Source organism: Streptomyces gelaticus, from assembly GCF_014649535.1.
In the GTDB taxonomy this organism is placed as follows: Bacteria; Actinomycetota; Actinomycetes; order Streptomycetales; family Streptomycetaceae; genus Streptomyces; species Streptomyces gelaticus.
In genome coordinates, this window is the sequence record NZ_BMTF01000034.1 from 1 (window position 1) to 25,211 (window position 25,211).

The following is a 25,211-nucleotide window of genomic DNA, read 5'->3' on the forward strand; positions in this document are numbered from 1 at the left end:
AGGCGGACCTTCTTCGCCGCCACATCCGCCTTCACCTTGCGGAAGCCAGGGGCCTGGGCGGGGGACGGCTTCACCGGCGCCGTGTACCGCTGCGCGACCAGGCGGGAGACGGCCGCGTTCCCCGCCGCACGCTGAAGACGTTGCAGACTCCGGCGGTCAGGGGCAGGCCGGTCGCCCCGTGGGCGCTCCGGTGCCGTCGTCGTACGGGAGACGTCGGGATGAGCGGAAGGATGAGCGGGAGAGGGTCGGGCAGAAGAGGGGTCCTTCTCCGGAACCGCCTTCATCCGCCCTCCCGGCCGCACATGTCCCCTGTCCCCGTCCCAGGGTGTGCTCAGCACCCGCGCCGTACGCAGGACAGGCGCACCGCGGTCGGGGGCAGCGCCCGGCGGCACGTACAGCACGACGGCATTGCCTGATCGGGCAGCGGCCGGTGCACGGGTGGGCGGCCGAGTGTCCGTTCCCGGTGATCGCCGGTGTCGCGAGAATTGCGGGCGTTCCCGGCCAAGGAGAGACTCATATGCCGTCGTACCTGTCCCCGGGCGTCTACGTCGAAGAGATCGAGTCCGGATCCCGGCCGATCGAAGGGGTGGGCACCTCGGTCGCCGCCTTCGTCGGCTTCGCCCAGAAGGGGCCGTTCGACGAGCCGACGCTGATCACCAACTGGAGCCAGTTCGCAGGCACGTTCGGTGACTTCGTCGACGGCACGTATCTGGCTTCGGCCGTGTACGGGTTCTTCGCCAACGGCGGCGGCGTCTGTTACGTGGTGCGCATCGGTGACGGCACCGAGCCGTCGGCCGAGGACGAGACCAACGGGGCAGCCGGACAACTGCCCGCCGGGTCGGAGACGCAGCTCGGGCCGTACGCGGTGAAACCCCGCCCCGGTGTGGCCGGAGAGGTCACCGTAGAGGTGACCGAGGTGGAGGGGGACGATCCGCCCTCCGATGTCTTCCAGCTGATCGTGAAGCGGGACGGGCAGGTCGCGGAGACGTACCCGAGCGTCACGACCAAGCGCAGCAAGGAGAACGTCGCCACCCGGGTCAACGCCAAGTCGGAGCTCATCGAGATACGCGAGACGGCCCGCGGCGCCGCCCCGGCCAAGCCCGAGCCGCAGAGCGTGACCCTGGCCCCCGCCGCGCCCGCCTCACCCGCGGCCGGGGCGCTGACCCCCGAGCTGTACGTCGGCGATCCCGACCGCCGGACCGGTCTCGGCGGGCTCGAAGCGGTCGAAGAGGTCACGACCATCGCCGTACCGGACCTGATGAGCGCGTACGAACGCGGGCTGCTGGACCTGGAGTCGGTCGTCGCCGTACAGCAGGGGCTCATCAGTCACTGCGAGCTGATGGGCGACCGGGTCGCCATACTCGACCCGCCGCCGGGACTGAGCCCGCAGCAGATCCGCGCCTGGCGCACCGACCGCGCCGGCTTCGACTCCAAGTACGCCACGCTCTACTACCCCTGGATCCGGGTCGCCGACCCCTCGTCCGGGCGCGCCCGGCTCGTCCCGCCGAGCGGCCACATCGCCGGGGTCTGGGCCCGCAACGACGAGTCGCGCGGGGTGCACAAGGCCCCGGCCAACGAGGTCGTCCGCGGTGCGGTCGCCCTCCAGACCCAGCTGACCAAGGGCGAACACGATCTGCTCAACCCGATCGGGCTGAACTGCATCCGTTCCTTCCCCGGGCGCGGCATCCGGGTCTGGGGCGCGCGCACGCTGGCCTCCGATCCGGCCTGGCGCTATCTGAACGTCCGGCGTCTCTTCAACTACCTGGAGGAGTCGATCCTCGCCGGTACGCAGTGGGTCGTCTTCGAGCCGAACGACGACGCCCTGTGGGCCCGTATCCGGCGCACCGTATCGGCGTTCCTGGTCAACGAGTGGCGCAAGGGGGCGCTGTTCGGGCTCACTCCGGAAGAGGCGTTCTACGTCAAGTGCGACCGCGAGATCAACCCGCCGGAGAGTATCGACGCAGGTCAGGTCATCTGCGAGATCGGGGTGGCGCCGGTCAGGCCGGCCGAGTTCGTCGTCTTCCGCCTCTCCCAGCTGACCGGGGGCACCGGCGGTGTCGACGAGTAGCGCGGCCTGGTCCCCCTAGGTCCACCCAGCGGTAAAAGCGGTAAAGGAGCCTGTTGTGCCACTTCCCGATCTCGACAGCACCGTCGGAGCCTCCTTCGGCCTCGAATTCGACAGCGTCGTCATCAAGCAGATCACCGAGGTCAGTGGTCTGAAGATGGAGCAGGACGTCATCGAGCTGAAGCAGAACACCGCCGACGGCCGCTACGCCATCAAGAAGCTCCCCGGCAGGCCGAAGGCCGGTGAGGTGACCGTGACCCGCGGCCTCACCGAGGACAACAGCTTCGAACGGTGGATCAAGGACTCCCGGTTCGGCCGGATGACCGCGGCCCGCCGCAACGGTGCGGTGATCGTGTACGACCACGAGGGCATCGCCATCAAGCGCTACAAGCTCATCAACGCCTGGCCGAAGTCCCTGGAGATCGGCACCCTGAAGGCCGGTGACACCTCGGTCCTGACGGAGAAGCTCGCGATCACCTACGAGAGCATGGAACTCGACTGATGCGGCGCACGGCTCCGGCGGAGGCCCCTGAACGGCCGGACGCACACCTCCCGGCCGGCGGGAGCGGGCGGTCCGGTCAACGGGAGCCGCTGCGTACCGAATTCACCTTCGAGCTGCCGCGCGGGTACGTCGACGAGACGGGCGCCGTGCACCACACGGGTGTCATGCGGCTGGCGACGGCGCGCGACGAACTCGTGCCGCTGCGGGACGACCGGGTGCGGGAGAACTCCGCGTACCTCTCGGTGGTGCTCATCGCCCGGGTCGTCACCCGGATCGGGACGATCGACGACATCCACCCCGGCATCATCGAGGACCTCTTCGCCTCCGACCTTGCCTTCCTCCAGGACTTCTACCGGCGGATCAACGCCGAGGGACACACCCGCGCCGCCGTCTCCTGTCCGTCCTGCAAGGAGGAGTTCGCGGTGAATCTCGCCGGTGGCCGCCTGGGGGAATCGTGACGTACGCGGCCGACCTGCTCTACGAGGAGGTCGCGTACCTCGCCTATCACTTCCACTGGCCGCTCGATGAGCTGCTGGATCTGGAGCACCCGGAACGACTGAGGTTCGTCGCACAGATCGCTCGCCTCAACGGGCAGTAGCGAACAGCGCAGGGAGGGCGGGAAAATCCATGGGCCTGATGTCCTGGCTGCGCGGTGGCGGGCGCTCGGGTACGGGGACGGCTGCGGAGACCGGAGGCGAGGGTGCCGCCCCGCCCGCCGTACCGCGCGAAAAGGTCGATCCGGCCGAACTGCCGCCCATCCAGCGGTCCTTGGGTGCTCAGGATCTGGTCATCGACCCTTCCGGATTCCAGGGGTCGCTCGCCACCCGGCAGGACACCTCGCTCGGTACGCCCCTCGGTCATCTGGTCAGCCCGGACGCGCCCACCGGGCTGGTGCACGGGATCACCGCCCCGGCTGACCCGGTCACCGCGGAGCGCCCGTCGCCGGTGCAGCGCACCGTGGAGCGTCCGGGGGAGCTGCCGGTCCGGACCGGGTACGTGCCCCTGTCCGTGTCCATGCCCGTGCAGCGTGCTGTCGCGGGGGGTGCGCCCGCGATGACGTCGGCCGGGGAGTCGGCCGTGGCGGAGTTGCCGGTACGCCGGTTGGTGGGCGAGCAGCCCCTCGTGCCGGCCTCGGCTCCTGAGCCTGCGACCCCGTCCTCCGCTCCGCCGCCGCTCCCGTCCCCGGCTCCGCCCGTGCAGCGTTCGGGGCTGCCTTCGGCCTCGGACCGGCCCCGGCGGGCACCCGGTCTCGGTGCGCCCATGGCCGCACTGCCGCCCACGGCGCAGCGGCAGGCTGCCCATGACGGTCCGGAGACGGTGGGGACGGGCGGGGGAGTCGGTGAGGCACCCGGTGCCGCCGAGTCTTCTGAGGCTGCTGTGTTCTCCGGGTCGTCAGGAGTTCCGGAGTTCTCCGCGTCGTCAGGGATCCCGGAGCCGCCACCCGACTCCGGTGGGCCGACCGCGCCGCTGCTCGGCGATTCACCTCTGCTCCCTGCCGCGCCGGAGTCCGGACCGGCGGCTCCCGCACCGGCGGTGCAGCGGACACCCGACGTGCCCGTGCGGGCCCCCCTATCGCCGCCCCCGCCCACCGACCCGGTCGCGCCCCTGCTCGCCGACCGGCCTGTGACGCTCCGGGCCGGGCCGGGCAGCGGTGCGGGTGCGGTACAGCGTTCCGCCGCGGACGGGGCGGCAGCGGTTCCCTCGGCCGGTACGGGGCCGGTGTCCGGGCCGTCGGCCCCGCCACCGTTGCCTTCGCCGTCCGCTCCGCCGGATTCCGTTCCGGTGCGCTGGACGTCCGACCGGGAGGGCATGCCCTCGGTGACGCCGGCCGCATCCCTTCCGGCGGCGTTGCAGCGTACCGCCACGCCTCCGGCGGAGGGGGCGCGTACGTCCGCCCCGTCGCTTCCCGCCCTGCAACGTCAGGCCGCCGGGGGGCCGCCGGTGCCTCGTTCGTTGCCGGGTGCCGGTGGCCGTACCGCACTGTCCGCCGCCCACGCCCCCTCCGCGTCCTCCGCGCCCTCCTTCACCCCGGCCGGTTCGGTCGCCGTGGCCGCCGGAGTCGCCCAGCGGATGGCGGACGGCAGCGTGGTCTTCGGGTCGCCGCCGCCGTCGTACTCGGCGCCCGTCGTGCAGCGCGAGACGGAGAGCGAGGAGCCACCGCCTCCGGATCCGCCCCAGGAGGCCGCGCCCGAAGCAGAGCCCCGGCCGGAACCGGAACCCGGGCCCACGGCCGAGGCCCACGGTGCGCCGGGCGCGTCCGGGGCCGCCTCCGCCTCCGGTGGTGCGCCCGTCGTCACCGACGAACTGGTACGCGCCCTGTATCCGCCGCTCAGCAGGCTCTTCAAGGCGGATCTGCGGCTGGAACGCGAACGGGCGGGATTCCTCATCAACACCAGGCACTGACTTCAGGTACGGACACAGGCACTTCAGGCACGGACACCAGGCACTGAGATCGAGAGGTACGGACCATGGCCACCGCCCAGGAGAACGATCCCGCCGTCAGTGTCTGCTTCGTCGTCACGATCGACGACATCGAGCTCGGGTCGTTCAACACATGTGACGGGCTGGGCTGTGAAGTGGTGCTCGAAACACGGGAGGAGGGCGGCAACAACGGGCATCTGTGGCAGCTGCCGACCCGCCTGAAGTACTCGAACGTCAAACTGTCCAGGCCGCTGACCAAGGAGACCGAGAAGGTGGCGCGCTGGTTCGCCACCATGACGACCGGGTTCAGCCGCAAGACCGCGCACATCGAGGCGCGGACCGGGGACGGGCAGAAGGTGGCCCAGTGGGGGCTGCTGGAGGTCGTGCCCGTCCGCTGGACCGGTCCCTCCTTCACCCCCGAATCGCCCAAGGTCGCGATGGAGACGATCGAGATCGCCCATCACGGCTATGTGATGGAGGGCTGAGCGTCGTGAGCGGTGCCGGTCCCATCGCCTTCAGTGCCGCCGGTACGTCCGGGGCATCGGCCGCGAAGGCGGGCAAGGGAGGTTCGGCCAGGCCCAAGCTGGAACACGCCTACCTGGAGCTGCGGACCCCGCCGACCGGTGGCGGCCTCACCCCTGGCGGCCCGTGCGGGCGGATCGACTTCCAGTTCAACCCCAAGGAGCTCAGCCTCACCAAAGCCGCCTCCTGGAAGCGGAGCCCGGCCAAGGGCGCGAAGAGCTCCGGCCCGCCGGAGTACCAGGGTTCGCAGCCCAGCAAGCTCACCGTGGAGATGTTCTTCGACGCCAGCGACACCCAGGACACCCGGGTGGTGACCTCGGTGGAACAGCTCTTCGCGTGCTGCGTGCCGACCGACGAGACCCGTCAGCAGCAGCGCTCCTCGCCGCCGTGGGTGGTCTTCCACTGGGGCGGGCTGACCGGGTTCCCCGGCTACGTCAGTCAAGTGCAGGCGAAATACACCCTGTTCACCACGTCGGGCGTGCCGATCCGGGCCGTCTGCCAGGTGACGATGGAGGAGATCAGCGGCGACACCCCGGGCCAGAACCCGACCTCGGGCGCCCTCGCCGCCCGCCGGGTGCACCGGCTGGACGCCGGGGACTCGCTGCCGTCGCTCGCCCAGCGCGAGTACGGCGACCCGGCGGCCTGGCGGGTGATCGCGGAGGCCAACGGGATCGACGACCCGATGCGGCTGGCCCCCGGACGGCAGCTGCTGCTCCCCGCGCTCGACGAGCTGAGCCGGCTCGAAGAGGGCCGGGACGGAGGGCGGTCCTGATGGCGCAGCCGGGCGTCGCGACGGCGCTGGTGGTGGAGCTGGGTGGCAGTCCGCTGCCGCCGAAGTTCGTGAACACCCTGGTCGAGGGGTACGTCGACGACAGCCGGACGCTGCCCGACCTGTTCCTCCTGCGCTTCCGCGACCCGGACCGGGTGCTGCTGGACCGGACCGGGCTGAAGATCGGCAGCGAGGTCAGGCTGCTGGCCCGTGCGGGCGGCGACGCGGCGCCGAAGCCGCTGCTGAAGGGAGTGGTCACCGCACTGGAGGTGGAGCTCGACGAGACCGGCACCTTCACCGTCGTACGCGGGCTCGACGAGTCGCACCGGCTGTTCCGCGGCCGCCGGGTCGCCAGCTACCAGAACATGACGCTCGCCGACATCTGCGCCCAGGTCGCCCAGCGCGCCGGGCTGAAGCCGGGAGAGGTCGACGTGGCCGGTCCCGTGCTCGAACACATCGCCCAGCCCAACGTCACCGACTGGGAGTTCATCCGGGACCTGGCCGAGGAGGCGGGCGCCCAGGCGTATGTGCTCGACGGTCAGCTGCACATCACCCGGCCCGCGGAGGCGAGCGGCGCACCGGACGGCTCGGCGCGCGCCGACCGCAATCCGCTGGTCCTGGAGATGGGCAGCAACCTGCTGCGCTGCCGGGCCGGGGTGTCGTCGGCCGAGCAGGTCTCCGAGGTCGAGGTGCGCGGCTGGGACGTCAAGACCAAGCAGCCGCTGGTCGGGCGGGCGCCCGCCGGGAAGTCGGCGACCCTGGAGCTCGGGGTGAGCGCGGCCGAGGTGTCCGCCCCGTTCGGCGAGGCGCGCTTCGTCGTCACGGACGCGGCGTACGGGGCGCAGGCCCAGGTGGACCAGGCGGCGAAGGCCCTGGCCGAGCGGATCGCCGGGTCGTTCGCGGAGCTGGAGGCGGTGATCCGGGGGAACCCGGAGGTGCGGGCCGGCAGCGCGGTGGCGCTCAACGCGGTGGGGGCGCCGTTCGAGGGGCGGTACACGGTCACCTCGTCGCGGCATGTCTTCGACCCGGTGCGCGGGTACGAGACCTGGCTCACCGTCTCCGGTCAGCAGGAGCGTTCGCTGTTCGGGCTGACCGGCGGAGGCCCTGGCTCCGGCGGCTCCGGCACGGGAAGCGGGGGAGGGTCGCGCTGCGCGGGGCTGGTCAGCGGGACGGTCACGGACACCCAGGACCCGGAGGGCTCGGGCCGGGTCAAGGTGCGGTTCCCCTGGCTGTCGGACGAGTACGCGAGCGACTGGGCGCGGACGGCCCAGTCGGGCGGGACGAGCGGCGGCGAGGCGTTCATCCCCGAGGTCGGGGACGAGGTGCTGGTGGGGTTCGAGCACGGGCACCTGGACCGCCCGTACGTCCTCGCCGGTCTGTACAACGGAAAGGACCGGCCGTCCCAGGGCAGCGGCGGGGGTGGCGGGGGTTCGGCCGGCAGTGGGCCGACGGGCCCGGCCGGCAGTGGGCCGACAGCCGCGGCCGGAGCTGCGGCCGGGGCCGGCGGCTCGTCCGGCTCGGGACCCGCCTCGCAGCCCGCCCCGGGAGGCTCGCTCGTCGATCCGACCAGCGGGGCCGTCAACCGGCGCTCGGTCGCCTCCAAGAGCGGCAACCAGCTGGAGATCCTGGACGACGCCAACGGGCCGCAGGGCGTACGCCTGCTCACCGGCGACGGAAAGCTGAAGATCGATCTGGACCGCAGGGGCACCGTGATCGTGATCAACAGCGACGGCAGCGTGAACATCGAGGCCAAGCAGCAGGTGTCCATCAAGGCGGCCCGCGGGGTCGCGCTGGACGGCGGGCAGGGAACGCTCGAACTGAGCGGTGACAGCGTCACGTTGAAGTCCCGCAGCGGAGTGAACGTCGACGGCGGGAACGGCGAGGTCAAGCTCTCCACCGGCGGCACGGTCGACGTACAGGGAGCCCAGGTCGCGGTCAACGGAACGCAGCGCACCGACATCAAGGGCGGCGGCTCCCTGGCCATCAACGCACCCATGGTGAAGATCAATTGACCGCGCGGACGCGCCGATCGAGAGGAACGGACTTCCATGTCAGCAGCCGCTGCGGCAGCCGCACGGGTCGGCGACCCCACCGGACATCCCGGCACGGTCGGACCCCCCGGCGTCCCGACCGTGCTGATCGGCGGACTGCCCGCCGCCACGGTCGGCACCCCGCACCTGTGCGCGATGCCGCCGCCTGCGGTGCACGCCCCGTCCGCGATAACGCCGCCCGGCAGCACCACGGTCCTGATCGGCGGGCGGCCCGCCGCACGCGTCGGGGACCGGGCCGCCTGCGGCGCACCCATCGTGTCCGGGTGCCCGACGGTACTGATCGGAGGCTGAGCGTCCATGGGGCAGGAGTTCATCGGCGCGGGCTGGGCCTTCCCGCCGCGCACCGACGCCACCGGTTCCATTGCCCTGGTGCGCGGGGAACACGAGCTGGAGGAGTCGATCCGGCTGATCCTGGCGACGTCACCGGGCGAGCGGCCGATGCGGCCGGAGTTCGGCTGCGCCGTCAACGACTACGTGTTCGCCCCGGCGGACGCGGGCACGGCCGGGCAGCTCGCGTACGAGGTGCGCCTCGCGCTGGACCGGTGGGAGCCCCGGATCGAGGTCACCGAGGTCGTCGTCCGGTTCGACGAGGTGGACAACGGCGTCCTGTACATCGACATCGGCTACACCGTCCGGGGCGCCAACGACCCCCGAAACCTGGTCTTCCCGTTCTATGTGATCCCGCAGCACGAGGAGGTGGACGGCGCGTGACGCTGCCCAGCCCGTATCTGGACGACCGCCGCTTCCAGGGCCTGGTCGACGAGGCGAAACGGCTCGTCCAGCAGCGCTGCCCCGAGTGGACCGACCACAATGTGTCGGATCCGGGCGTGACCCTCATCGAGGCCTTCGCGACCATGGTCGACCAGCTTGTCTACCGGGTGAACCGGGTCCCGGAGAAGAGCTATCTGACCTTCCTCGACCTGATCGGGGTCCGGCTCCACCCGCCCACGGCCGCCCACGCCGATGTGACGTTCCGGCTCTCCGCGCCGCAGCCCGAACCGGTGCGGGTGCGGGCCGGCACGGAGGTGGCGACCGTACGCACGGAGACCGAGGAGGCGGTGGTCTTCACCACCGAACGCGAACTGTCCATCGTTCCCTGCGAGTTCGCCCACCTCGCCGCCTGGCCGACCTCCGGCGACGCCCTGGACCGTACCGAGGAACTCACGCTCGGCCGGTCCGTCCCCTGCTTCGGCGCCACGCCCGCGCCCGGCGACGCCCTCTACGTGGGCCTGTCCGCGGCCGTCCCCTCGGGAGTCGTCGTGCTCCGGCTGGACTGCGCGGTCGAGGGCGTCGGCGTGGACCCGCTGCGGCCGCCGCTGGTCTGGGAGGCGTGGGACGGCAACGCCTGGACGGCCTGCGAGATCGAGAAGGACGACACCGGCGGCTTCAACCGGTCCGGAGAGCTGATCCTGCACCTCCCCGAGGGCCACACGCCCGCCGTCGTCGTACGCCGGACCGGTGGCTGGCTGCGCTGCCGCCTGGTGGAGGCCGCCCCGGGGCAGCCCACCTACATGGCGCCCCCGGTGGTCCGCCGGATCACCGCGTTCACGATCGGCGCGACCGTCGGCGCCGTGCACGCCGAGACGGTGACCGACGAGGTGCTCGGCCCGGCCGAGGGCGTACCCGGCCAGATCTTCACGGTGAGCCGGCCGCCGGTCGTCCCCGGCGACTTCGTCGTCGAGGTCGCGGACCCGGCGGGCGGCCCGCAGGGCACGGAGTGGACCCGGGTCGACGACTTCGCGCACTCCGGTCCCGAGGACCGGCACATCACGCTCGACCCCAACTCGGGGCGGGTCGAATTCGGTCCGGCGGTACGGGAGCGGGACGGCTCCATCCGCTACTACGGGAAGGTGCCGCCGAAGGGCGCGACCGTACGCGTGCGCTCGTACCGCACCGGCGGGGGGCTGCGCGGCAATGTCGCCCGCTCCACGCTCCGGGTGCTGCGCAGCGCCATCCCGTACGTGGCCCGGGTGGAGAACCGCCGCCCCGCGCTCGGCGGGGTCGACGGCGAGACGGTGGAGAGCGCGCGGGTGCGGGGCCCGATGACGCTGCGGACCCTGCACCGGGCCGTCGTGCCGCACGACTACGAACTGCTCGCCCGGGAGGTCGCGCCCGACGCGGCCCGGGTGCAGTGCATCCCGGCCGGCGGGGACTCGGACGTCGAGGCGGGCGGGGTGCGGCTGCTCGTCGTACCGGCCGGGCGCAGCGACGAGCAGGGCCGGATCCAGTTCGACGAGCTGATCCCGCCGCAGCACACCCTCGCTCTGATCGCGGGCCATCTGGACGAACGACGGCCCATCGGGGCCCGGTTGGTGGTGGAGCGGCCCTTCTACCAGGGGGTCACGGTGGTCGCCACGGTCCAGGCCCGCCGGGGCGTCGTGCTGGAGCGGGTGCGCGAGGAGGCGCTGACCGCCCTCTACAGCTACTTCAACCCGCTGAGCGGCGGACCGGGCGGCGACGGCTGGCCGTTCGGCCGGCCGATCCAGTCTGGCGAGGCGTTCGCCGTACTGCAGCAGGTGCCGGGCGTGGACCTGGTGGAGGACGTACGCCTGTTCCCCGCCGACCCCGTGAACGGGCAGCGCGGCGAACCCACCACCAAGATCGCGCTGGACCGGCACGCCCTGGTCTTCAGCTACGAGCACCAGCTCCGGGTACGGGAGGCCTGACCGCCATGCGCACAGCCGTGACCGGCCTGCCGACCCCGCACCCGCTGATCGAACAGCTCCCGGCGGTCTACCTGGAGCAGGACTTCCTGCGCCGGTTCCTCGCGGCGCTCGACGACGTCCTCGCCCCGGTCCTGCTCTCCATCGACAACCTGCCCGCCCACCTCGACCCCCGCAGCGCGCCCGAGGACTTCCTGGCCTGGCTGGCCCAGTGGGTGGCTGTCGACACCCGCCCGGACCGCCCGGTCGAGCAGCGGCGCGCGACGGTGCGCGGCGCGGTCGAGCGGCACAGCCGGCGAGGCACCCGGCGCGGTCTCGCCCAGGCGGTGTTCCTGGAGACGGGGATCGAGCCGGAGATCGTGGAGAGCGGCGGTACGGCATGGTCGACGACGCCGCACACCCAGTTCCCGGGCGGCCCGCGGCCGTGGGTCACGGTCCGGGTCCGGCCCGCGCAGCCGTACCAGGTCGACCGGGTCCGGCTGGAGGAGCTGATCCGTACGGAGATCCCGGCACATGTGGGCTTCGACCTGGAGGTCTCGTGATCTGCGAGACATGCGGCCAGAACAACGCGCCGGGGACGCAGTTCTGTACGTCGTGCCAGGCGTTCCTGGAGTGGGAGGCGCCGCAGAACGGCAGCCCGGCACCTCCGGCCACCCCCGCACCTCCCGCCCCGGCCCCCGCGCCCCCTGCACCTGCCCCCGCGCCGCAGCCGACTCCCCGGCCGCATCCCACCCCTCAGCCGCAGCCGACCGTGCAACCCCAGCCCCAGCCCCGGCCGACCGTGCAACCCCAGCCCCAGCCGACCCTTCCCGTGCCCGCTCCCGCCGCCCCGCGCCGCCCCGGCGACGATCCGGCCGAGCCGGTACCGGGGCCCGAGGCGCTGCCCGACGTGGCGCCCGGCCCGGCGAACGCACCCCCGGGCCCGCCCCCCGTGCTGCCCGTCCGCTGCCCCAACTGCCGTACGGAGAACGCCCCGGACCGCACCCTGTGCATCCGCTGCGCGCTGCTCCTGGACCCGGGCCCGCCGCCCGAAGCCCGGCCTCCCTGGTGGCGCCGGATCTTCCGGCGGCGACCGCGTCAGGCGCCCACCGCGGGCACCCGGCCGAAGCGCCGGCTGTGGCGCCGCCCCGGTCTGGCGCTGCCGGTCGTGCTGATCGTGCTGGCGTGCGGGATCTGGTTCGCCCTGCCTCACCTGTCCGGCTGGTTCGGCTTCGCCAAGGACGAGACGGGGACGCCGGAGGCGGTGCCGCCCACCCGGTTCCGGGCCTCCAGCAGGGCTCCGGGACACCCGGCGGGCGCGGCGTTCGACGGCTTCAACAACCGCTACTGGGCGCCCTCGGCCGCCGGGTCCGACACCGGGGTGGGCCAGTACCTGGAGTGCGACTTCGAGCAGCCCGTACGGGTGCTGAAGCTGGTCGTCTTCTCGGGTACGTCGGCCAAGATGGACGAGTTCCTCACCCAGGCCCGCCCGGCCAGGATCACCGTCCTGCTCACCTCCGCCGACGGAACCAGCGTCAGCAAGAAGCTGAGGGTCAAGGACCAGCCCGGCCAGCAGACCTTCGACCTGCGCGGATCGGAGATCGTCCGGGCCCGGCTCACGACCGACACCACCTACGGAGCGGGCCCCGGCCGCAGACTCGCCGTCGCCGAGATCGAGTTCTTCGGCCGGAGGTCCTGAGAAGGCTCACCGCGTACGCAGCACCACCAGGTTGTACGCCTGCGCGAGGCCGCTCTCCTCGACCACCCCGCGCACGCTCTGCGCCTCGCGCACCAGCGCGAACCGCAACTGCCCGTCGGCGCCGGTGCGGTAGCCGTACACCGCGGGCCGGGGCAGCGAGTTGTACGAGAAGTGCGAGGAGAAGTAGTACGCCCCGGTGTCGTACAGCGCCACCACGTCGCCGGGTTCGACGGCCGGGAGCTCGCGCGCGCTCGCGGTGAGGTCCCCGGCGAAGCAGCAGGGCCCCGCGATGTCGACGACCTCGGCCGGGCCCTGCTTGGGGCGGCCCGCAGCGTCGAAGACCCCGACGCGCAGCGGCCAGGAGCCGGGCATGAAGACGGTACGGGTGGCGACCTGGGCCCCCGCGTGCGTGACCGCGATCCGCCGCCCGCCGGCGGACTTGGTGTACTCGACGACCGTGCCGATCGTCCCGCTCTTGGCGAGCAGGGAGCGGCCGAACTCGGTGACGAGGGTGTACCGGCCGTCGAAGAGACCCGGCGCGGCCGCGCGGAGTTCGGCCACGTAGTCGGCGTACGTGGGCCGGTCGTCCTCGTCGGCGAAGTTGACGGGCAGGCCGCCGCCGATGTCGATGCCGGTGATCCGGGCGCGGCCCAGCCGGGTGTTGATCCGCTCGGCCAGCTCGTACGCCGCGCGGATGCCCTCGGCGATGAGCGGCAGCGGGCAGCCCTGGGAACCGACGTGCGCGTGCAGCCGGTTGAGCCAGGGCCGGTGCTCGAAGGCCTCGATCACCGCGTCGACGGCCCCCGGGTCGCGCAGCGCGACGCCGAACTTCGAGGTCGCGGTCGCGGTGCTCATCGCGCCGATGGCGCCCGCCCCCACCTGCGGGTTCACCCGGAGCCCGATGGGTCCGGAGGCTTCCCGGCCGGCCAGCAGGCGGTCCACCCGGGCCAGCTCCTGGAAGTTGTCCAGGTTGATCGCGATGCCGTGGGCGAGCGCGAACTCCAGCTCCTGGACCGTCTTCGCGGGGCTGTCGAAGACCAGCCGGTCGTACGGGAACCCGGCCGCCAGCGCCTGCTCCAGTTCCCCGGGCGAGGCGACCTCGCACCCCATCCCCGCGTCCGCCAGCAGCCGCAGCACCGGCACCAGGCCGCACGCCTTGGCGGCGAACGTGTGCAGCACCGGGGCGGGCCCCTCGAACGCCTCGTCCAGCGCGTCCACCGCGGCGAGCACACCGTCCACGTCGAGCAGTCCGACCACGGGCGACTGCGGACCCAGCAGCCCGTCCTCGACGGCGCGCGCCAGCGCCGCCGTGCGGCGGTCACCGCGCTGCCAAGCCGCCGAACCTGAAGTCATGCCAACCACCACAACACCCCTCCGTCTGGTACGCCGTCACCCAGTGCCGCGACCGGCACCAGGGACAGCTTCGGCGCGCGGGGGACGGCGCGTCTTCGACCGACACGACGACGCCCGCCCGATTCCTTTGCCGTACCGGACAGCCGAACGATCAACGGCCGGCGGCCCCGGGCGGCCGCCGGGCCGCGAGCCGCAGTCCGACCTCGGCGAGCAGCCGCACGGCCGGGTCGGCCGGATCGACGCCGAACAGCTCCCGGGCCCGGCGCAGCCGGTACCGCAGGGTGTTGGGGTGCACATTGAGGCGTCGCGCGGCCGTGCCCGTGTCGCAGGAGGCGTCGAGGTAGGCGGCGACCGAATCGCCGTACGCCGAACCGTGCGCCCGGTCGTGCTCCAGCATCGCGTGCACCGGCCCCGACAGCGAATCCCACAACGGCTCGACCCGGTCGAGCAGCCGGAGCACCGTCGTCTCGGGCACCACCTCGTCGTGCGCCGCGACCGCCGACACCACCTCCCCGGCGGGCCGCCCGGCGGCCCGCTCCCGCAGCACCCGCACCACCAGCTCCGCGGCCTCCCGCGACGCGGGCAGCCCCAGCAGTCCGGCCGCCACCGGACCGGCGCCCGCGAGGACCACGCTGCGCGGGACCGAGCGCGCCGTCGCCAGCAGGGTCCTGGCCGGACCGGTCTCCCCGTCCCCGGCCGGGACCAGGACGTACAGCCGCCGCCCGGACCGTGCGGTCACACACCCCGGCCGGTACGCGGCGGCCTGCAGCGCGAGCACATCCAGCACCCGCTGCCCGGCGGCGTCGGGCACCCCGCCCGCACCGGGTTCCCGCCCCTCGTACGCCGTGCCGACCCCGGGTTCCCGCCCGTCGTACGCCTCCGCGACCACCACCGCGTACGGCCGGTCCGTCGTGATCCCGGCCTCGGGCGCGGCCCGGACGTCCCCGTTCAGCAGCGCGTGCACCGCCCCTTCCCGGGCGCGGGCCGCGGCCCGGCCCCAGGTCTGGTGGTGGGACAGATGGGGTACCGCGGCCCGCGCCGCCGTACGCAGCGCGGCTGCCGCGTCCTCGGCGAGCGGGCGCCCGTCGGCGGCGGCCCAGATGGAGCCGAGCACCTCGGACCCGTGACGCACGGCGATGGCCAGCCGCTCGGCGTACCGGGCGTCGGCGGGCAGCCGCACCACCCCGTCGGTGCTCCACAGGGCCTGGAAGAAGCCGCTTTCGCGCAGCTCGACGACGCGCCAGCGGGGGACCTCCTGCCCCAGGATCGTCAGCCGGCGCATCGGATCGGGTTCGTGGTCCAGGCGCGAGTAGGCCAGCACCCGCGACTGCGGGTCCTCGATGGTGATGGCTCCGCCGACCAGGTCCGCCACCGTATTGGCCAGCCCGGACAGATCGCCGAGCCGCAGCCCCGCCACCCCGGCCGCTCCGTCCGCGCCGGCCGGGGCGCTGTGCGCCAGAGCGGTCCGCAAGCCGCCGAGCACCTCCGTCCAGCCATGACCCGGTCGCCGGGTCAGCAGCGCCGTACGGCCCCGGCCCGCCGCCTCCACCAGCGCCGCCCGCGGCCCTCGGCCACCCCGCCGCATCACCACGGCGGCGGCCCCGGACCGGTCGGCGCCGCGCAGCACATCGACCGCCTCGGGCGAGGCGACCTCCACACCGACCGCGAGCAGGATCAGCCCGCTCGCGGCCCGGGTGCCGTCGTCCCGCTCCTCGCCGGGGTCGTGCAGCGCCACATCGGACACCGGGACCGCGGTACCGCGCGGGGCCACGACGACATCGAGCATCCCGGGGGTGACCAGGCCGAGGATCTGCTCCAGCGAGGGGCCGGCCTCGCGCCGGTCCGGTTCGTGCGTCGGCATCCGCCCATCATGGTCCGGACGACCGGCTTCAGGAACGGAGTCCGTCGAAGGCGACGTTCAGATGGCGGGGGCCGCGCAGTACGGCGTTCTGCCGGTACGGGGGCGGGTCCTCCACCAGGCGGGGGCCGTCGAGTCTGCGGGTCAGTTCGGTCAGGGCGAGCTGTGCCTCCAGCCGGGCCAGGGGTGCGCCGAAGCAGTTGTGGATGCCGCTGCCGAAGCCGAGGTGCTGGATGTCCTTCCGGTCGGGGTCGAAGCGGTCGGGGTCCGGGAACCGCTGCGGGTCCCGGTTGCCGGAGGCCAGGACGAGCCAGACGGAGGCGCCCTCGGGGATGGTGGTGCCGGCGATGTCGATGTCCGCGAGGGTGGTGCGCTGCGGGAGCAACTGCACGGGGGGCTCGAAGCGCAGGAGTTCCTCGACGAGCGGGACGGCCAGCCGGGCGTCCTCGCGCAGCCGGCCGAGGACCTCGGGGTTGCGCAGCAGGGTGAGCATCCCGTTGGTGATGAGGTTGACCGTGGTCTCGTGACCGGCGATCAGGAGCAGGGAGGCGGTGCTGAGCAGTTCCGCCCGGGTCATCTGCCCGTCGGGGCCGTGCTGGGTGACCAGCTCGGAGAGCATGTCGTCGCCGGGCGCCCCGCTGCGTTCGTCGATGAGCCCGGACAGGTACATCCCCAGTTCGGTGCGGGCCTGCTGGGTGACGCGGTGCTGTTCGCCGGCGTCCTGGCCGGGGGCCGGGTCGAGGCCGGCGGCGATGGTGTCGGCCCAGGTGTGGAAGCGTGCCTCGTCCTCGCGCGGAACGCCCAGCAGTCGGCAGATCACGGTGACGGGGAAGGGGTACGAGAAGTCGTCGACGATGTCGACCTGCTTCCGGTCCCCGAAGCCGTCGATGAGGTCGGTGACGATGCGGGCCAGTTCGCCGCGCATGTTGTGGATGCGCCGGGGTGTTTCCGGCGGCCCGAACGGGCGCATCGTCATCCGGCGCAACCGGTCGTGCTCGGGAGGGTCCAGCCGCAGGAAGGAGGGCGGCAGCGGCGAGGCCTCCTCCTCCTGGAGCAGGGTGCCTGCGGCACCGGGGGAGAGGTTGCGGGCGTCCGAGCTGATCCGCGGATCGTGCAGCAGGCTCTTGATCTCCCAGTACGTGCTGACGACGAACAGCTCGTCCCCCTCCTGACGCACCGGTGTCTTACGGAGCTCGGCGTACAGCGGGTACGGGTCGGCACGGTTGTCGTAGTCGATGATCTGCCGCAGGAGCGTCTCTTGCGTCATGGTGGCGAGGTCCTTGCTGGGTCAGCCCCGGGCGGGGGTGAAGGTGATCCGCTGGTCGGTCGGTGAGTAGCCGCTGACGGTGACGGACGGCCCGTGGGTGGGCAGGGAGGGGTCCGGGAAGTCGGCCGGGACCGGCCGCAGCCCTTCGGGGCGGCGGTTCACCGAGGAGTACTCCGGAGGGAACGGGGCGGCCGTTTCGATCTGCCGCTGGTAGAACTCCAGCCACTTCGTCTGGTCGAAGGAGACCGCGGCGATGACCCGGTCCTGGTACCCGTACACACCGGTGAAGCGGCGTTCGGCGAGCGAGCCCTGGGCGACGATGACCTCCTCGCCCAGCGAGGGGACGCCGACCGACTTGATGTTGACGCCGAACTGGGAGGACCAGAAGGCCGGTACCCACAGATGCGGTCGGCGCTCGGAGCTGCTGCTGATCATGTTGTGCGCCGCGGTCGCGGCCTGCGCGACGGCGTTGCCCCAGTGCTCCAGGGAGAGGAACTGGTACCCGAAGATCGCGTGCGGGGACCGGGCGACGTCACCGGCGACGAAGACGTCGTCGGTCACGATGCCGCGGACGTCGAAGGCCCGGCATCCCGCGTCGCAGGCGATGCCGCGCGGACCGGCGCCGAGCCCGGATCCGGCCAGCCACTCGGTGTTCCGGGTCGCGCCGAGCGAGACGACGGCGACATCCGTGTCGAGGGTGGTGCCGTCGGACAGATGGGCGCGCCGCAGCCGGCCCGCCGAGTCGCCCTCCAGCCCGGTGACCATGATTCCGCAGCGCAGGTCCACGCCGTGCGCGCGTTGCAGTTCCGCGGCCACCTGGCCGATCACTCCGCCGAGCGCGCCCACGAGGGGCGCCGCCCCGCGTTCGGCGACGGTCACCGGCAGCCCGCGCTCGCGGCAGGCCGAAGCGATCTCCGAGCCGGTGAAGCCCGCGCCGATGACGAGCACCCGGCGCGGCGACGCGGCCAGCCGCCGCTGGAGCCGGGCCGCGTCGTCGCGGGTGCGCAGCACGAAGACCCCGTCCAGCTCGGCCTCCGCCGGATGCGGCCACGGCCGGGCGCGTACCCCGGTGGTGATCAGCAGCCGGTCGTACTCCACCTCGTCGCCGTCCGCCAGCCGCACCCGCCTGTCGGCCATGTCCAGCCCGGCGGCGGCGACTCCGAGCCGCCAGTCGGCGTCGAGCCCGCGCATCCTGGGCAGCTCGGTGCGGTCGGCGGACGCGTGGCCCAGCAGGACCTGCTTGGACAGCGGTGGACGGTCGTACGGCTCGTGGGGTTCGTCGCCGATCAGCGTGAGCGAACCGGTGAAGCCCTCCTTCCGCAGCGTCTCCGCGGCCCGCAGGCCTGCCAGGGAGGCGCCGACGATCACGATCCGCCCCTCGCGCCTCAGCCGCTCCAGAGCGCCGTCACCGGACATGGGACAGCTCGTCTTCCGCCGCGCCCGGTGCCGCGTCCGGGTCCTCGACCAGGATGGCCTGCACCGGGCACGCGGTGGCGGCGCGCAGCACCTGCTCGCGCTGCGCCGCCTCGGCGTGCGGGTTGTACAACAGGGACTCCTCGCCGTGCATGGCGAAGACATCCGGCGCCAGGAAGGCGCACTGTGCGTACCCCTGGCACCGGTTGAGATCGACGACAAGCCTCATCAAGGGGCCGCCCTTCCAGTAGTACCCCCGCCTCAGCGTGCGAGGGCCGTTCCGGATCCGCGAGCGCGGGCGACCCGATGGAGTCATGGAGTCACCGACCGGCCTACGGGGCCGCGCTCGTACTGCCGCGACCGGCCGCCGTCTCAGCCGGCCCAGCGGCCGGAGAGGAAGGTGACGGCGAAGACGGTCATCAGGGGTGCCGCGACGACGAGGTAGGCGGTTTTGACGCGGGGGCTGCGCAGACTCCAGGCGGCGAGACCGGTCCACAGCGGCCACCACAGGAGGGTCGCGCGGGGAATGGAGGTGTACCAGTAGGAGGTGCCCAGGGCCCACAGGCTGAGCGCGATGTACGCGGCCTCCGCCCAGCGCCGGCGCCGAAGCAGCAGGCCGCACAGGACGATGCCGACCAGCATGGTGAGGAGTTCGGCCTGGCTCATCAGGGCGTATCCGGTGGCCTGGGAGTGCCCGAAGGCGGCGTGCCAGGTGTTCTTCCAGGCCTCCCAGGGGGCGTGGAAGTCGCGGTACCAGCCGCGTTCCTCGGCGTGCTTCCAGGCCATCCAGTCGCCGGTGTGCGCGTGCAGGTACCAGCTGTAGAGGAACGGCGGCAGGGCGGGCAGCGTCAGCCAGGGCAGACGGCGCCAGTGGGCGGCAGTACGCGCGGTCACCAGGAAGTGGACCGCGATGGCCGCGGCGAGGAACAGGCCGCTGACCCGGACGGTGGTGGCCAGGCACGTCAGTACGGCCGCGAGCGGCCAGTTGAGGCGCTGGGCGGCCAGCCAGGCGGGCAGGGCCAGGGCGAGGAAGAGCGCTTCGGTGTAGCCCGCGGCCAGGAAGACCGCGCACGGGGAGAGCAGGAAGAACAGCGCCGCGCGCTGCCCGGCGGCCTCGGGCAGGTGCAGCCGGGCGATACGGGCCAGGGCCAGCACGGCGACGCCGCCGGCGACGAGGGATATCAGCGCACCGGCGGCCGCCCAGCTCGGCACGACGGTGTGCACGGCCCGCAGCAGGAACGGGAAGCCGGGGAAGAAGGCCTCCCTGTTGTCCCAGTCGGGCGTCCAGGGACCGGACCGGCCCGGGAAGTAGCCCTGCTGCGCTATGTGCAGGTAGTGCCACCAGTCCCACCGCTGCCACGACTGGAGCAGCGAGCCGGCGTGACGCGTCCCGTCGGTGTCGGGGAACAGCCAGCGGGTGCAGTAGGCGGTGGTCCAGATGCCCACCCGGGTCAGCAGGTAGAGCCAGAGCACCTCGCGGTCGGCGGGCCCGATCCGCATCGGCAGCCGGGCGAAGAGCTTCCTGCCCGGTGCCGGGGCGTCGCGGGGTGCGTCGGGAGCGGTTTCGGCCCGAAGGGGCGGATGCTCGCCCGGCGGGCGGGGCCGTTGGGGGGTGGAAAGGCTCACAGCACAATCTCCAGCGTCGGTTCAGCGCACACCGGACATGGCCCGGCCGGGCACGGGCCATGTTCGGTCGGTCGGGAGGCCGGGGCGGTCAGGGAGGCGGAAGGCTGACGCTCCGGCCGGGCGTGGCCGGTGACGTCGACGGGCTTTCGGACGGGGTGTTCGTCGGCGGCAGGCTGGTTCGCGGCGGCGAGGACGGGAAATTCGTGGAGCTGGGCGAGGAGCCCGGTGAGGAGCCCGGTGAGGTCGGCGAGGGCGAGAGCCGCGGCGAGGGGCCGGGCGAGGGCGTGGTGGCCGGACCGGTCGTGCCCGTGCTGTCCGGCACCAGCGAGGCCACGGCCGCGCCCGTACCCGAGAAGACCAGGCAGGCCCCGACGGCCAGCGCGACGATCCGACGCCTGCGCACCCGTTCCCCGCGCTCGGTGATGTACGAGGGCGGAACGGAACGCGCGCGGGACTGCCCGGCGGCGGCGGCTTCCTTGAACAGGGACCTCAACGGGTCGTGGGCTTCAGACACAGGGCCCCTCCTCGGTACGCGGATCCTGCAGACGGTGAGCGAGCGTGGCCCGGCCCCGGGCCAGGTGTGTCTTGACGGTGCTGGCCGCCAGACCGGTCTCCGCGGCGATCTGTTCGACGGTCAGATCGCAGACGTAGTGGAGCGCCAGCGTGCGTCGCTGCCTGGGCGGCAGTTCCCGCAGCGCTTCCACCAGGGCCACCGATTCCGGCCCGGGTTCCTCCGCCTGCGGCGGGGCACCGCTGCGCTGCCAGGCATCCGCCGTACGACGCCGCACCCGCCACCGGCTCACCGCCAGCCGCCAGGCGACCGTACGGATCCACGCCTCGGGCTGCCCGTCACGATCGAGCTGCCGCCGCCGGCTCCAGCCCTTGACGAAAGCTTCCTGCACCACGTCCTGCGCTTCGTGCTGGTCGCCGAGCATCACAAACAACTGCCCGGTCAGCCGGGCAGCCGTCTGCGCGTAGAACTCTTCGAACTCCTCGACGGTCAACAAACAACTCCTGGATCTCCTCGGTCTCACCGGGCATACGCCCGGCAGCCCGCATCCGGACGACACCGGACCCGAAGAATCGGGGTGACGGTGATCACACAGCGTCTCGAATGCGGGCATACACGAGAAAGAAGTACCAAACCCCTTGACCAGTGAGAAATACGGAGGAGAATCTTCAATACACCAGAAAACCAGAGTGAGCCGCACCATCGACGAAGACGTTCGTCGACCGCGTGACTCACTTGTTGGCTCTGGCCAGGCCCCCGGCAGATCCTCCGGGACCGGAGCTCTCAGCGACGGCTGGAAGTCCCGGAACCGAGAAGGACTACCGGGGACTGCGTGTGTTCAGGCCCATGCGCCCATGCCCCGTTCCCTCCCCGCGACCGCGCTCGTCGTGCCCCGGGGTGGTTGATCACCGGTGTTCTCCGTACGGGTCCGTCCCGTCGTCCCCCGTCGTGCCGGTGCGGCCGATCCGGCGCAGCACCTCGTCGCCCTGAACAACCCCCACATCGCTGAGGACCCTCGCCATGTTGGCGCCGACGAAGCTCCGGTCCTCCGGTGTCAGCGACTGGAGCGCCGCCGCGAGGGTGTGCTCCCAGTCGTTGCGGTCGGAGAGCAGACCTTGATGGGTCACCGTCCAGTCGAGCACGTCCTTCGCCTCTTCCGCCCGTTGCAGCAGCCAGAGCGCCGCCAGGCCGACCGGGCCGCCCGCCACGACCTCCCGGTAGAAGCGGTACGCCTCCCGGTGGGCCTCGCCGGAGCCCGACGGAAGAGCCGGCCCCGCGCCGACGCCGGAGGCGGGCAGCAGCGCGGCCGACGGGTCCAGGAACCAGTACGTGAGACCGGAGCCCTCGATCACCCGCGGCCGGCCGGGCGGCTCCCCTTCGGTCGTACCGAAGTGGGGCGGCGGCATCCGCAGCGATTCGGGTGACCTTGCCCGATAACGACCACCGCCCGAGGGTGGGTACCGACGCCGGGCGATCACGTCACGGAGGCGGGGCGCGGGGCGCCGTGGAAGACCTGCTCGGTGTGCCAGGACCGGTGGCGCTCCGCCACCGGGCTCGTGCCCGGCTGCGGGCCGGTCAACGGGCGGCCCGCCAGCGCCGTCACGTGCTCGCGGGCCGCCGGGCTGCGCCCGACGAACTTCTGCGAGACGAGAATGCGGTGGCCCTCGCCGATGCCGAGGACGCCCTTGTCGAACAGCTTGTGGTGCAACGCGCACAGGCACAGACCGTTGTCGATGTCGTCCGGGCCGTCGAACGCCCACCAGCGCACGTGCGCCGCCTCCAGCCCGACCGGCACCGCACCGATCCTGCCGTCGTAACCGCAGAACGCGCACTGGTACTCGTAGGCGGTCAGCACCATCTCCCGCATCCGCCAATCCCGTTGCCGCCGCCCGGCCGGAAGCGGTTCGGCCCCCACCGGTACCTGCTCCAGGCCCACCGCCTCGCGCAGCTCGCCGTGGAGCGATGGCGGGAAGTGCTGATCGAGCAGCACCCCGGTGATCCGGCCGAGCAGCGACGGCTCACGTCGCAGGGCCGCACGCAGCTCCGGAGCCAGCCGCCCCGTCGCGCCCCTCGCCCGTAGCTCACGCACTCCGGTGCCGGGGCTGCCTGGCCCGCGATCGGTGCGTACCTCCCACACCCCGTCGCTGACCAGATGGTGGAAAGGGTAGGCGGGCGTCGTCCTGTTGGCCGGCCCGTACTCGGCCAGCAGCCGCTTCAGATCCTCCTCCACCGCGCTGTACCGCAACCCGCCGTCGGCATCCTCCTGGAACCGGCCGAGGGCGTACAGCAACAGCAGCGGTTTGTGCGGAGCCCGTATCCCGTTCCCGGTCCATTGCCTCAGCTGCGCGGCGCGCTCGACCCAGTCCATGACCGGCGAGCGTAGCGAGCCCGTCGGGAGAGGGGGCCGAGGCGGCGGCGAGCCGCCCCGCCCACGGGACGAGGACTCAACGGCCGCGACGGGGCTCATCGCACAGGGTGATCCCGCTGACCTGGGGCTATCACGTATCTTCCGCGCACGCGGACACTGCCTTCGGCAGGCCGGTGAAGTCGGTCTTCAGCGGGCTGAGGAGCTCCAGGCTGGACAGACTGATGGTCTTCTGGACCTGGCAGCGTTCGTCCAGGACTCGGGTGGGCAGGACGTAGAAAGTCCACTGGTCGAGGTCGAGGGGATCGAGCGTCTGTTTGTCCTGGTGGTGCAGCAGGCAGAAGACGTACACGTCCGAGCGGCGCAGAACTTCGGCTGACGTGGCACCGGTCCGGGCGTCCCAGCCGGAGGCAGGCGCGATTTTGAACTTCACCGTCGACGGCCGGGACTGTGCCCACGACTGCAGGTAGGCCGTCGACTTCACCTCGATGCGCCACTTCTCGGGCGTACGGATGTCAGCCGTGTCCCACTCTGTGCGTGTACCGGTGGCGGCACCCAGAGCTGTGGCCACGAGGTACTCGGCCAGGATGCCGCGCATGGTGTTGTTGGCCAGGTCGGAGCATGCCCAGCTCCAGAAGTCAGCGAGCCTGCCCACTGTCTCGCCATTGGCCCGTATCGGCTCGCTGCCGCTGCTGCGCGCTACGACCAGCGGACCGAGATCGGCACTCATGCTGTCCTCCAGGCGACGAAGTGAGACGCAAAGCCTGTCAGTAGGCAATGACAAACGCGTTGCGACCGACAAGGAGTGCGGGCTGCGCCCCGGGCCGTTGTGGGAGGACACATTTTCCCCCGAGTGACGACAGCCGGGTACGCGTACGAGGTGCATGACCTTGGGAGGGCATCGAACGGCGAGCGCAGAAGCAGCTCGAACAGGCGCTCGCGGAGAGCCGGCGCGGGACCCACGACGACCCACCGCCCGGCGGCCACTGAGCTGTGCCGATCGAGGGGGCGCCAGGGACGCCTGGGCCACGGGTGGAGGAGCGCCGTCCGCGTCGCCGTCTCTTCCGCGCCACTCGTCTGCACCGTCGGACGCGACGGCGAGCAGTCGTTTGCTGAGGCTGGTACCTGACACAGGTGCGGCGCGCCGCCTCTTCGGGAGCCGACCAGCCAGATGGGATCGCGGCACGGCGGACACGCGCTGCCGAGGGAGGGAGAAGGTGTCGCCGCATGTCACACCACACCGCTTCGGCGCCGGAGGCCACCTGGGCGGCCAGGTGGGCGGGAGCTCTGCTGTGTCTCGTGGTGGCCGCCATCCATGTCGTGGACCAAGGCGGCATCACGACGACGAGAGACCCCCACTATGTCGGCGTCGCCTACCACGTCCTGGAGATCGCGGCCGTGGTCGCCGCCGTGCTGATCCTCATCGGCCTCGTCCGACTGGGATGGCTGCTGGCGGTCGGGGTCGCCGTCGGCCCCCTGCTGGGCTACATCCTCTCCAGGCGGACCGGACTCCCCGGCTACAGCGATGACATCGGCAATTGGACGGAACCGCTCGGGCTGGTCAGCCTGGCCGTCGAAGGAGCCCTGCTCCTGTTGTCGGTGCCGCTCTTCGTGCGGAGCCTGCGCCGCAGAGCTCACTGAGAACGACCGGCAATCGCCGGTCGGTCCACGGGCCCGATGCTCCGGAAGGTCGCGGAGGAGTCGGAGACGCGCTCCGGGAGCCGCCCAAGACCGACCGAGACGGAAAATGAGGCGGAGAACGTCGAAGGGCCCCACCGCGAACGGTGGGGCCCTTCGACAACGTGCCCGGTGAGGCACTGGCGGAGGATACGAGATTCGAACTCGTGAGGGGTTGCCCCCAACACGCTTTCCAAGCGTGCGCCCTAGGCCACTAGGCGAATCCTCCGCGGCAAACAATACAAGACGTTGAGGAGTGGTCGCGAACCCGTTCCCCTCGGGATCGCTCCGGAGGCTTTCCGGGTTCCTTTCCGGCGGTCGTGGAAGGCAGGGGGAGTGGACCGGCAGGGGTGGGGATCGGCTAAGGTGGGCGTCAGCCCCTCACGTGGCGCTATCTGACTGAACTCCCCCAGGGCCGGAAGGCAGCAAGGGTAGGTCGGCTCTGGCGGGTGCGTGGGGGGCCCTTGTGT

25 protein-coding genes, 1 tRNA gene and 1 other RNA gene are annotated in these 25,211 nt (G+C 72.3%); 15 read left to right on the plus strand and 12 right to left on the minus strand.

Annotated elements, in window-relative coordinates:
- The first annotated feature begins 517 nt into the window (after positions 1–517).
- The 13 genes from IE107_RS31320 (at position 518) to IE107_RS35445 (ending at position 12,671) form a co-directional block, all read left to right on the plus strand.
- Positions 518–2,068: a phage tail sheath family protein gene (locus IE107_RS31320; protein ID WP_189547750.1), complete on the plus strand. Its 1,551-nt coding sequence runs from the start codon at positions 518–520 to the stop codon at positions 2,066–2,068.
- A 55-nt stretch (positions 2,069–2,123) separates the two neighbouring features.
- On the plus strand, positions 2,124–2,567 hold the full coding sequence (locus tag IE107_RS31325) for a phage tail protein (protein WP_072488539.1): 444 nt from the start codon (positions 2,124–2,126) through the stop codon (positions 2,565–2,567).
- A complete protein-coding gene (locus IE107_RS31330; protein ID WP_189547751.1) occupies positions 2,567–3,025 on the plus strand; it encodes a hypothetical protein in 459 nt (152 codons plus the stop codon). The genes IE107_RS31325 and IE107_RS31330 overlap by 1 nt, the downstream gene beginning before the upstream one ends.
- Positions 3,022–3,165: a DUF6760 family protein gene (locus tag IE107_RS31335; protein ID WP_093896703.1), complete on the plus strand. Its 144-nt coding sequence runs from the start codon at positions 3,022–3,024 to the stop codon at positions 3,163–3,165. Before IE107_RS31330 ends, IE107_RS31335 begins: the two co-directional genes overlap by 4 nt.
- 29 nt (positions 3,166–3,194) lie before the next feature.
- Entirely contained in the window at positions 3,195–4,970 is a 1,776-nt protein-coding gene (locus IE107_RS31340; RefSeq protein ID WP_189547752.1) for a hypothetical protein, read from the plus strand.
- A 65-nt stretch (positions 4,971–5,035) separates the two neighbouring features.
- Complete coding sequence (locus IE107_RS31345; RefSeq protein ID WP_072488542.1) at positions 5,036–5,473, plus strand: phage tail protein; 438 nt, start codon at positions 5,036–5,038, stop codon at positions 5,471–5,473.
- A 5-nt stretch (positions 5,474–5,478) separates the two neighbouring features.
- Positions 5,479–6,282, plus strand: a complete 804-nt coding sequence (locus IE107_RS31350) for a CIS tube protein (RefSeq protein WP_229867387.1) — start codon at positions 5,479–5,481, stop codon at positions 6,280–6,282.
- The gene (locus tag IE107_RS31355; protein WP_189547753.1) at positions 6,282–8,291 is read left to right on the plus strand and encodes a VgrG-related protein; all 2,010 of its coding nucleotides are present in this window, start codon (positions 6,282–6,284) and stop codon (positions 8,289–8,291) included. The genes IE107_RS31350 and IE107_RS31355 overlap by 1 nt, the downstream gene beginning before the upstream one ends.
- A gap of 36 nt (positions 8,292–8,327) precedes the next feature.
- Positions 8,328–8,621: a PAAR domain-containing protein gene (locus IE107_RS31360; RefSeq protein ID WP_189547754.1), complete on the plus strand. Its 294-nt coding sequence runs from the start codon at positions 8,328–8,330 to the stop codon at positions 8,619–8,621.
- A 6-nt stretch (positions 8,622–8,627) separates the two neighbouring features.
- The gene (locus tag IE107_RS31365; protein WP_072488546.1) at positions 8,628–9,041 is read left to right on the plus strand and encodes a GPW/gp25 family protein; all 414 of its coding nucleotides are present in this window, start codon (positions 8,628–8,630) and stop codon (positions 9,039–9,041) included.
- A complete protein-coding gene (locus IE107_RS31370) occupies positions 9,038–10,996 on the plus strand; it encodes a putative baseplate assembly protein (protein ID WP_189547755.1) in 1,959 nt (652 codons plus the stop codon). The genes IE107_RS31365 and IE107_RS31370 overlap by 4 nt, the downstream gene beginning before the upstream one ends.
- 5 nt (positions 10,997–11,001) lie before the next feature.
- Positions 11,002–11,535 carry a phage tail protein gene (locus tag IE107_RS31375; RefSeq protein WP_189547756.1) on the plus strand — a complete coding sequence of 178 codons (534 nt, stop codon included), beginning with the start codon at positions 11,002–11,004 and terminating at the stop codon, positions 11,533–11,535.
- Between the two features lie 269 nt (positions 11,536–11,804).
- The gene (locus IE107_RS35445; RefSeq protein WP_229867389.1) at positions 11,805–12,671 is read left to right on the plus strand and encodes a discoidin domain-containing protein; all 867 of its coding nucleotides are present in this window, start codon (positions 11,805–11,807) and stop codon (positions 12,669–12,671) included.
- A 6-nt stretch (positions 12,672–12,677) separates the two neighbouring features.
- Here the strand turns inward: IE107_RS35445 and IE107_RS31385 are convergent, their stop codons facing one another.
- The 11 genes from IE107_RS31385 to IE107_RS31435 form a co-directional block, all read right to left on the minus strand.
- On the minus strand, positions 12,678–14,024 hold the full coding sequence (locus IE107_RS31385; RefSeq protein ID WP_189547757.1) for a type III PLP-dependent enzyme domain-containing protein: 1,347 nt from the start codon (positions 14,022–14,024) through the stop codon (positions 12,678–12,680).
- Between the two features lie 151 nt (positions 14,025–14,175).
- Complete coding sequence (locus IE107_RS31390) at positions 14,176–15,885, minus strand: helix-turn-helix domain-containing protein (RefSeq protein ID WP_189547758.1); 1,710 nt, start codon at positions 15,883–15,885, stop codon at positions 14,176–14,178.
- 28 nt (positions 15,886–15,913) lie between these two features.
- Positions 15,914–17,149: a cytochrome P450 gene (locus tag IE107_RS31395; protein WP_189547759.1), complete on the minus strand. Its 1,236-nt coding sequence runs from the start codon at positions 17,147–17,149 to the stop codon at positions 15,914–15,916.
- A gap of 21 nt (positions 17,150–17,170) precedes the next feature.
- A complete protein-coding gene (locus IE107_RS31400) occupies positions 17,171–18,565 on the minus strand; it encodes an NAD(P)/FAD-dependent oxidoreductase (RefSeq protein ID WP_189547760.1) in 1,395 nt (464 codons plus the stop codon).
- A complete protein-coding gene (locus IE107_RS31405) occupies positions 18,555–18,791 on the minus strand; it encodes a ferredoxin (RefSeq protein WP_189547761.1) in 237 nt (78 codons plus the stop codon). The genes IE107_RS31400 and IE107_RS31405 overlap by 11 nt, the downstream gene beginning before the upstream one ends.
- Before the next feature lie 143 nt (positions 18,792–18,934).
- Positions 18,935–20,188, minus strand: coding sequence for a mannosyltransferase family protein (locus IE107_RS31410; protein ID WP_373302541.1), 1,254 nt, complete (start codon positions 20,186–20,188; stop codon positions 18,935–18,937).
- 88 nt (positions 20,189–20,276) lie between these two features.
- Positions 20,277–20,702 (minus strand): hypothetical protein, encoded by a 426-nt coding sequence (locus IE107_RS31415; protein ID WP_189547762.1) that lies wholly within the window; start codon positions 20,700–20,702, stop codon positions 20,277–20,279.
- Positions 20,695–21,192: a SigE family RNA polymerase sigma factor gene (locus tag IE107_RS31420; RefSeq protein WP_229867391.1), complete on the minus strand. Its 498-nt coding sequence runs from the start codon at positions 21,190–21,192 to the stop codon at positions 20,695–20,697. The genes IE107_RS31415 and IE107_RS31420 overlap by 8 nt, the downstream gene beginning before the upstream one ends.
- A 412-nt stretch (positions 21,193–21,604) precedes the next feature.
- The gene (locus IE107_RS31425; RefSeq protein WP_189547763.1) at positions 21,605–22,105 is read right to left on the minus strand and encodes a hypothetical protein; all 501 of its coding nucleotides are present in this window, start codon (positions 22,103–22,105) and stop codon (positions 21,605–21,607) included.
- Between the two features lie 68 nt (positions 22,106–22,173).
- The gene (locus IE107_RS31430; protein ID WP_189547764.1) at positions 22,174–23,067 is read right to left on the minus strand and encodes a phosphorothioated DNA-binding restriction endonuclease; all 894 of its coding nucleotides are present in this window, start codon (positions 23,065–23,067) and stop codon (positions 22,174–22,176) included.
- A gap of 130 nt (positions 23,068–23,197) precedes the next feature.
- The gene (locus IE107_RS31435) at positions 23,198–23,794 is read right to left on the minus strand and encodes a hypothetical protein (RefSeq protein WP_189547765.1); all 597 of its coding nucleotides are present in this window, start codon (positions 23,792–23,794) and stop codon (positions 23,198–23,200) included.
- 497 nt (positions 23,795–24,291) lie between these two features.
- Here IE107_RS31435 and IE107_RS31440 point away from each other — a divergent pair, with 497 nt between their 5' ends.
- Positions 24,292–24,705, plus strand: coding sequence for a hypothetical protein (locus IE107_RS31440; protein ID WP_189547766.1), 414 nt, complete (start codon positions 24,292–24,294; stop codon positions 24,703–24,705).
- 177 nt (positions 24,706–24,882) lie between these two features.
- Here the strand turns inward: IE107_RS31440 and IE107_RS31445 are convergent.
- Positions 24,883–24,970, minus strand: a tRNA-Ser gene (locus tag IE107_RS31445).
- 144 nt (positions 24,971–25,114) lie between these two features.
- Between IE107_RS31445 and ffs the strand changes: the two genes are divergently transcribed.
- Positions 25,115–25,209, plus strand: an RNA gene (ffs, locus tag IE107_RS31450) — signal recognition particle sRNA small type.
- Positions 25,210–25,211 lie beyond the last annotated feature (2 nt).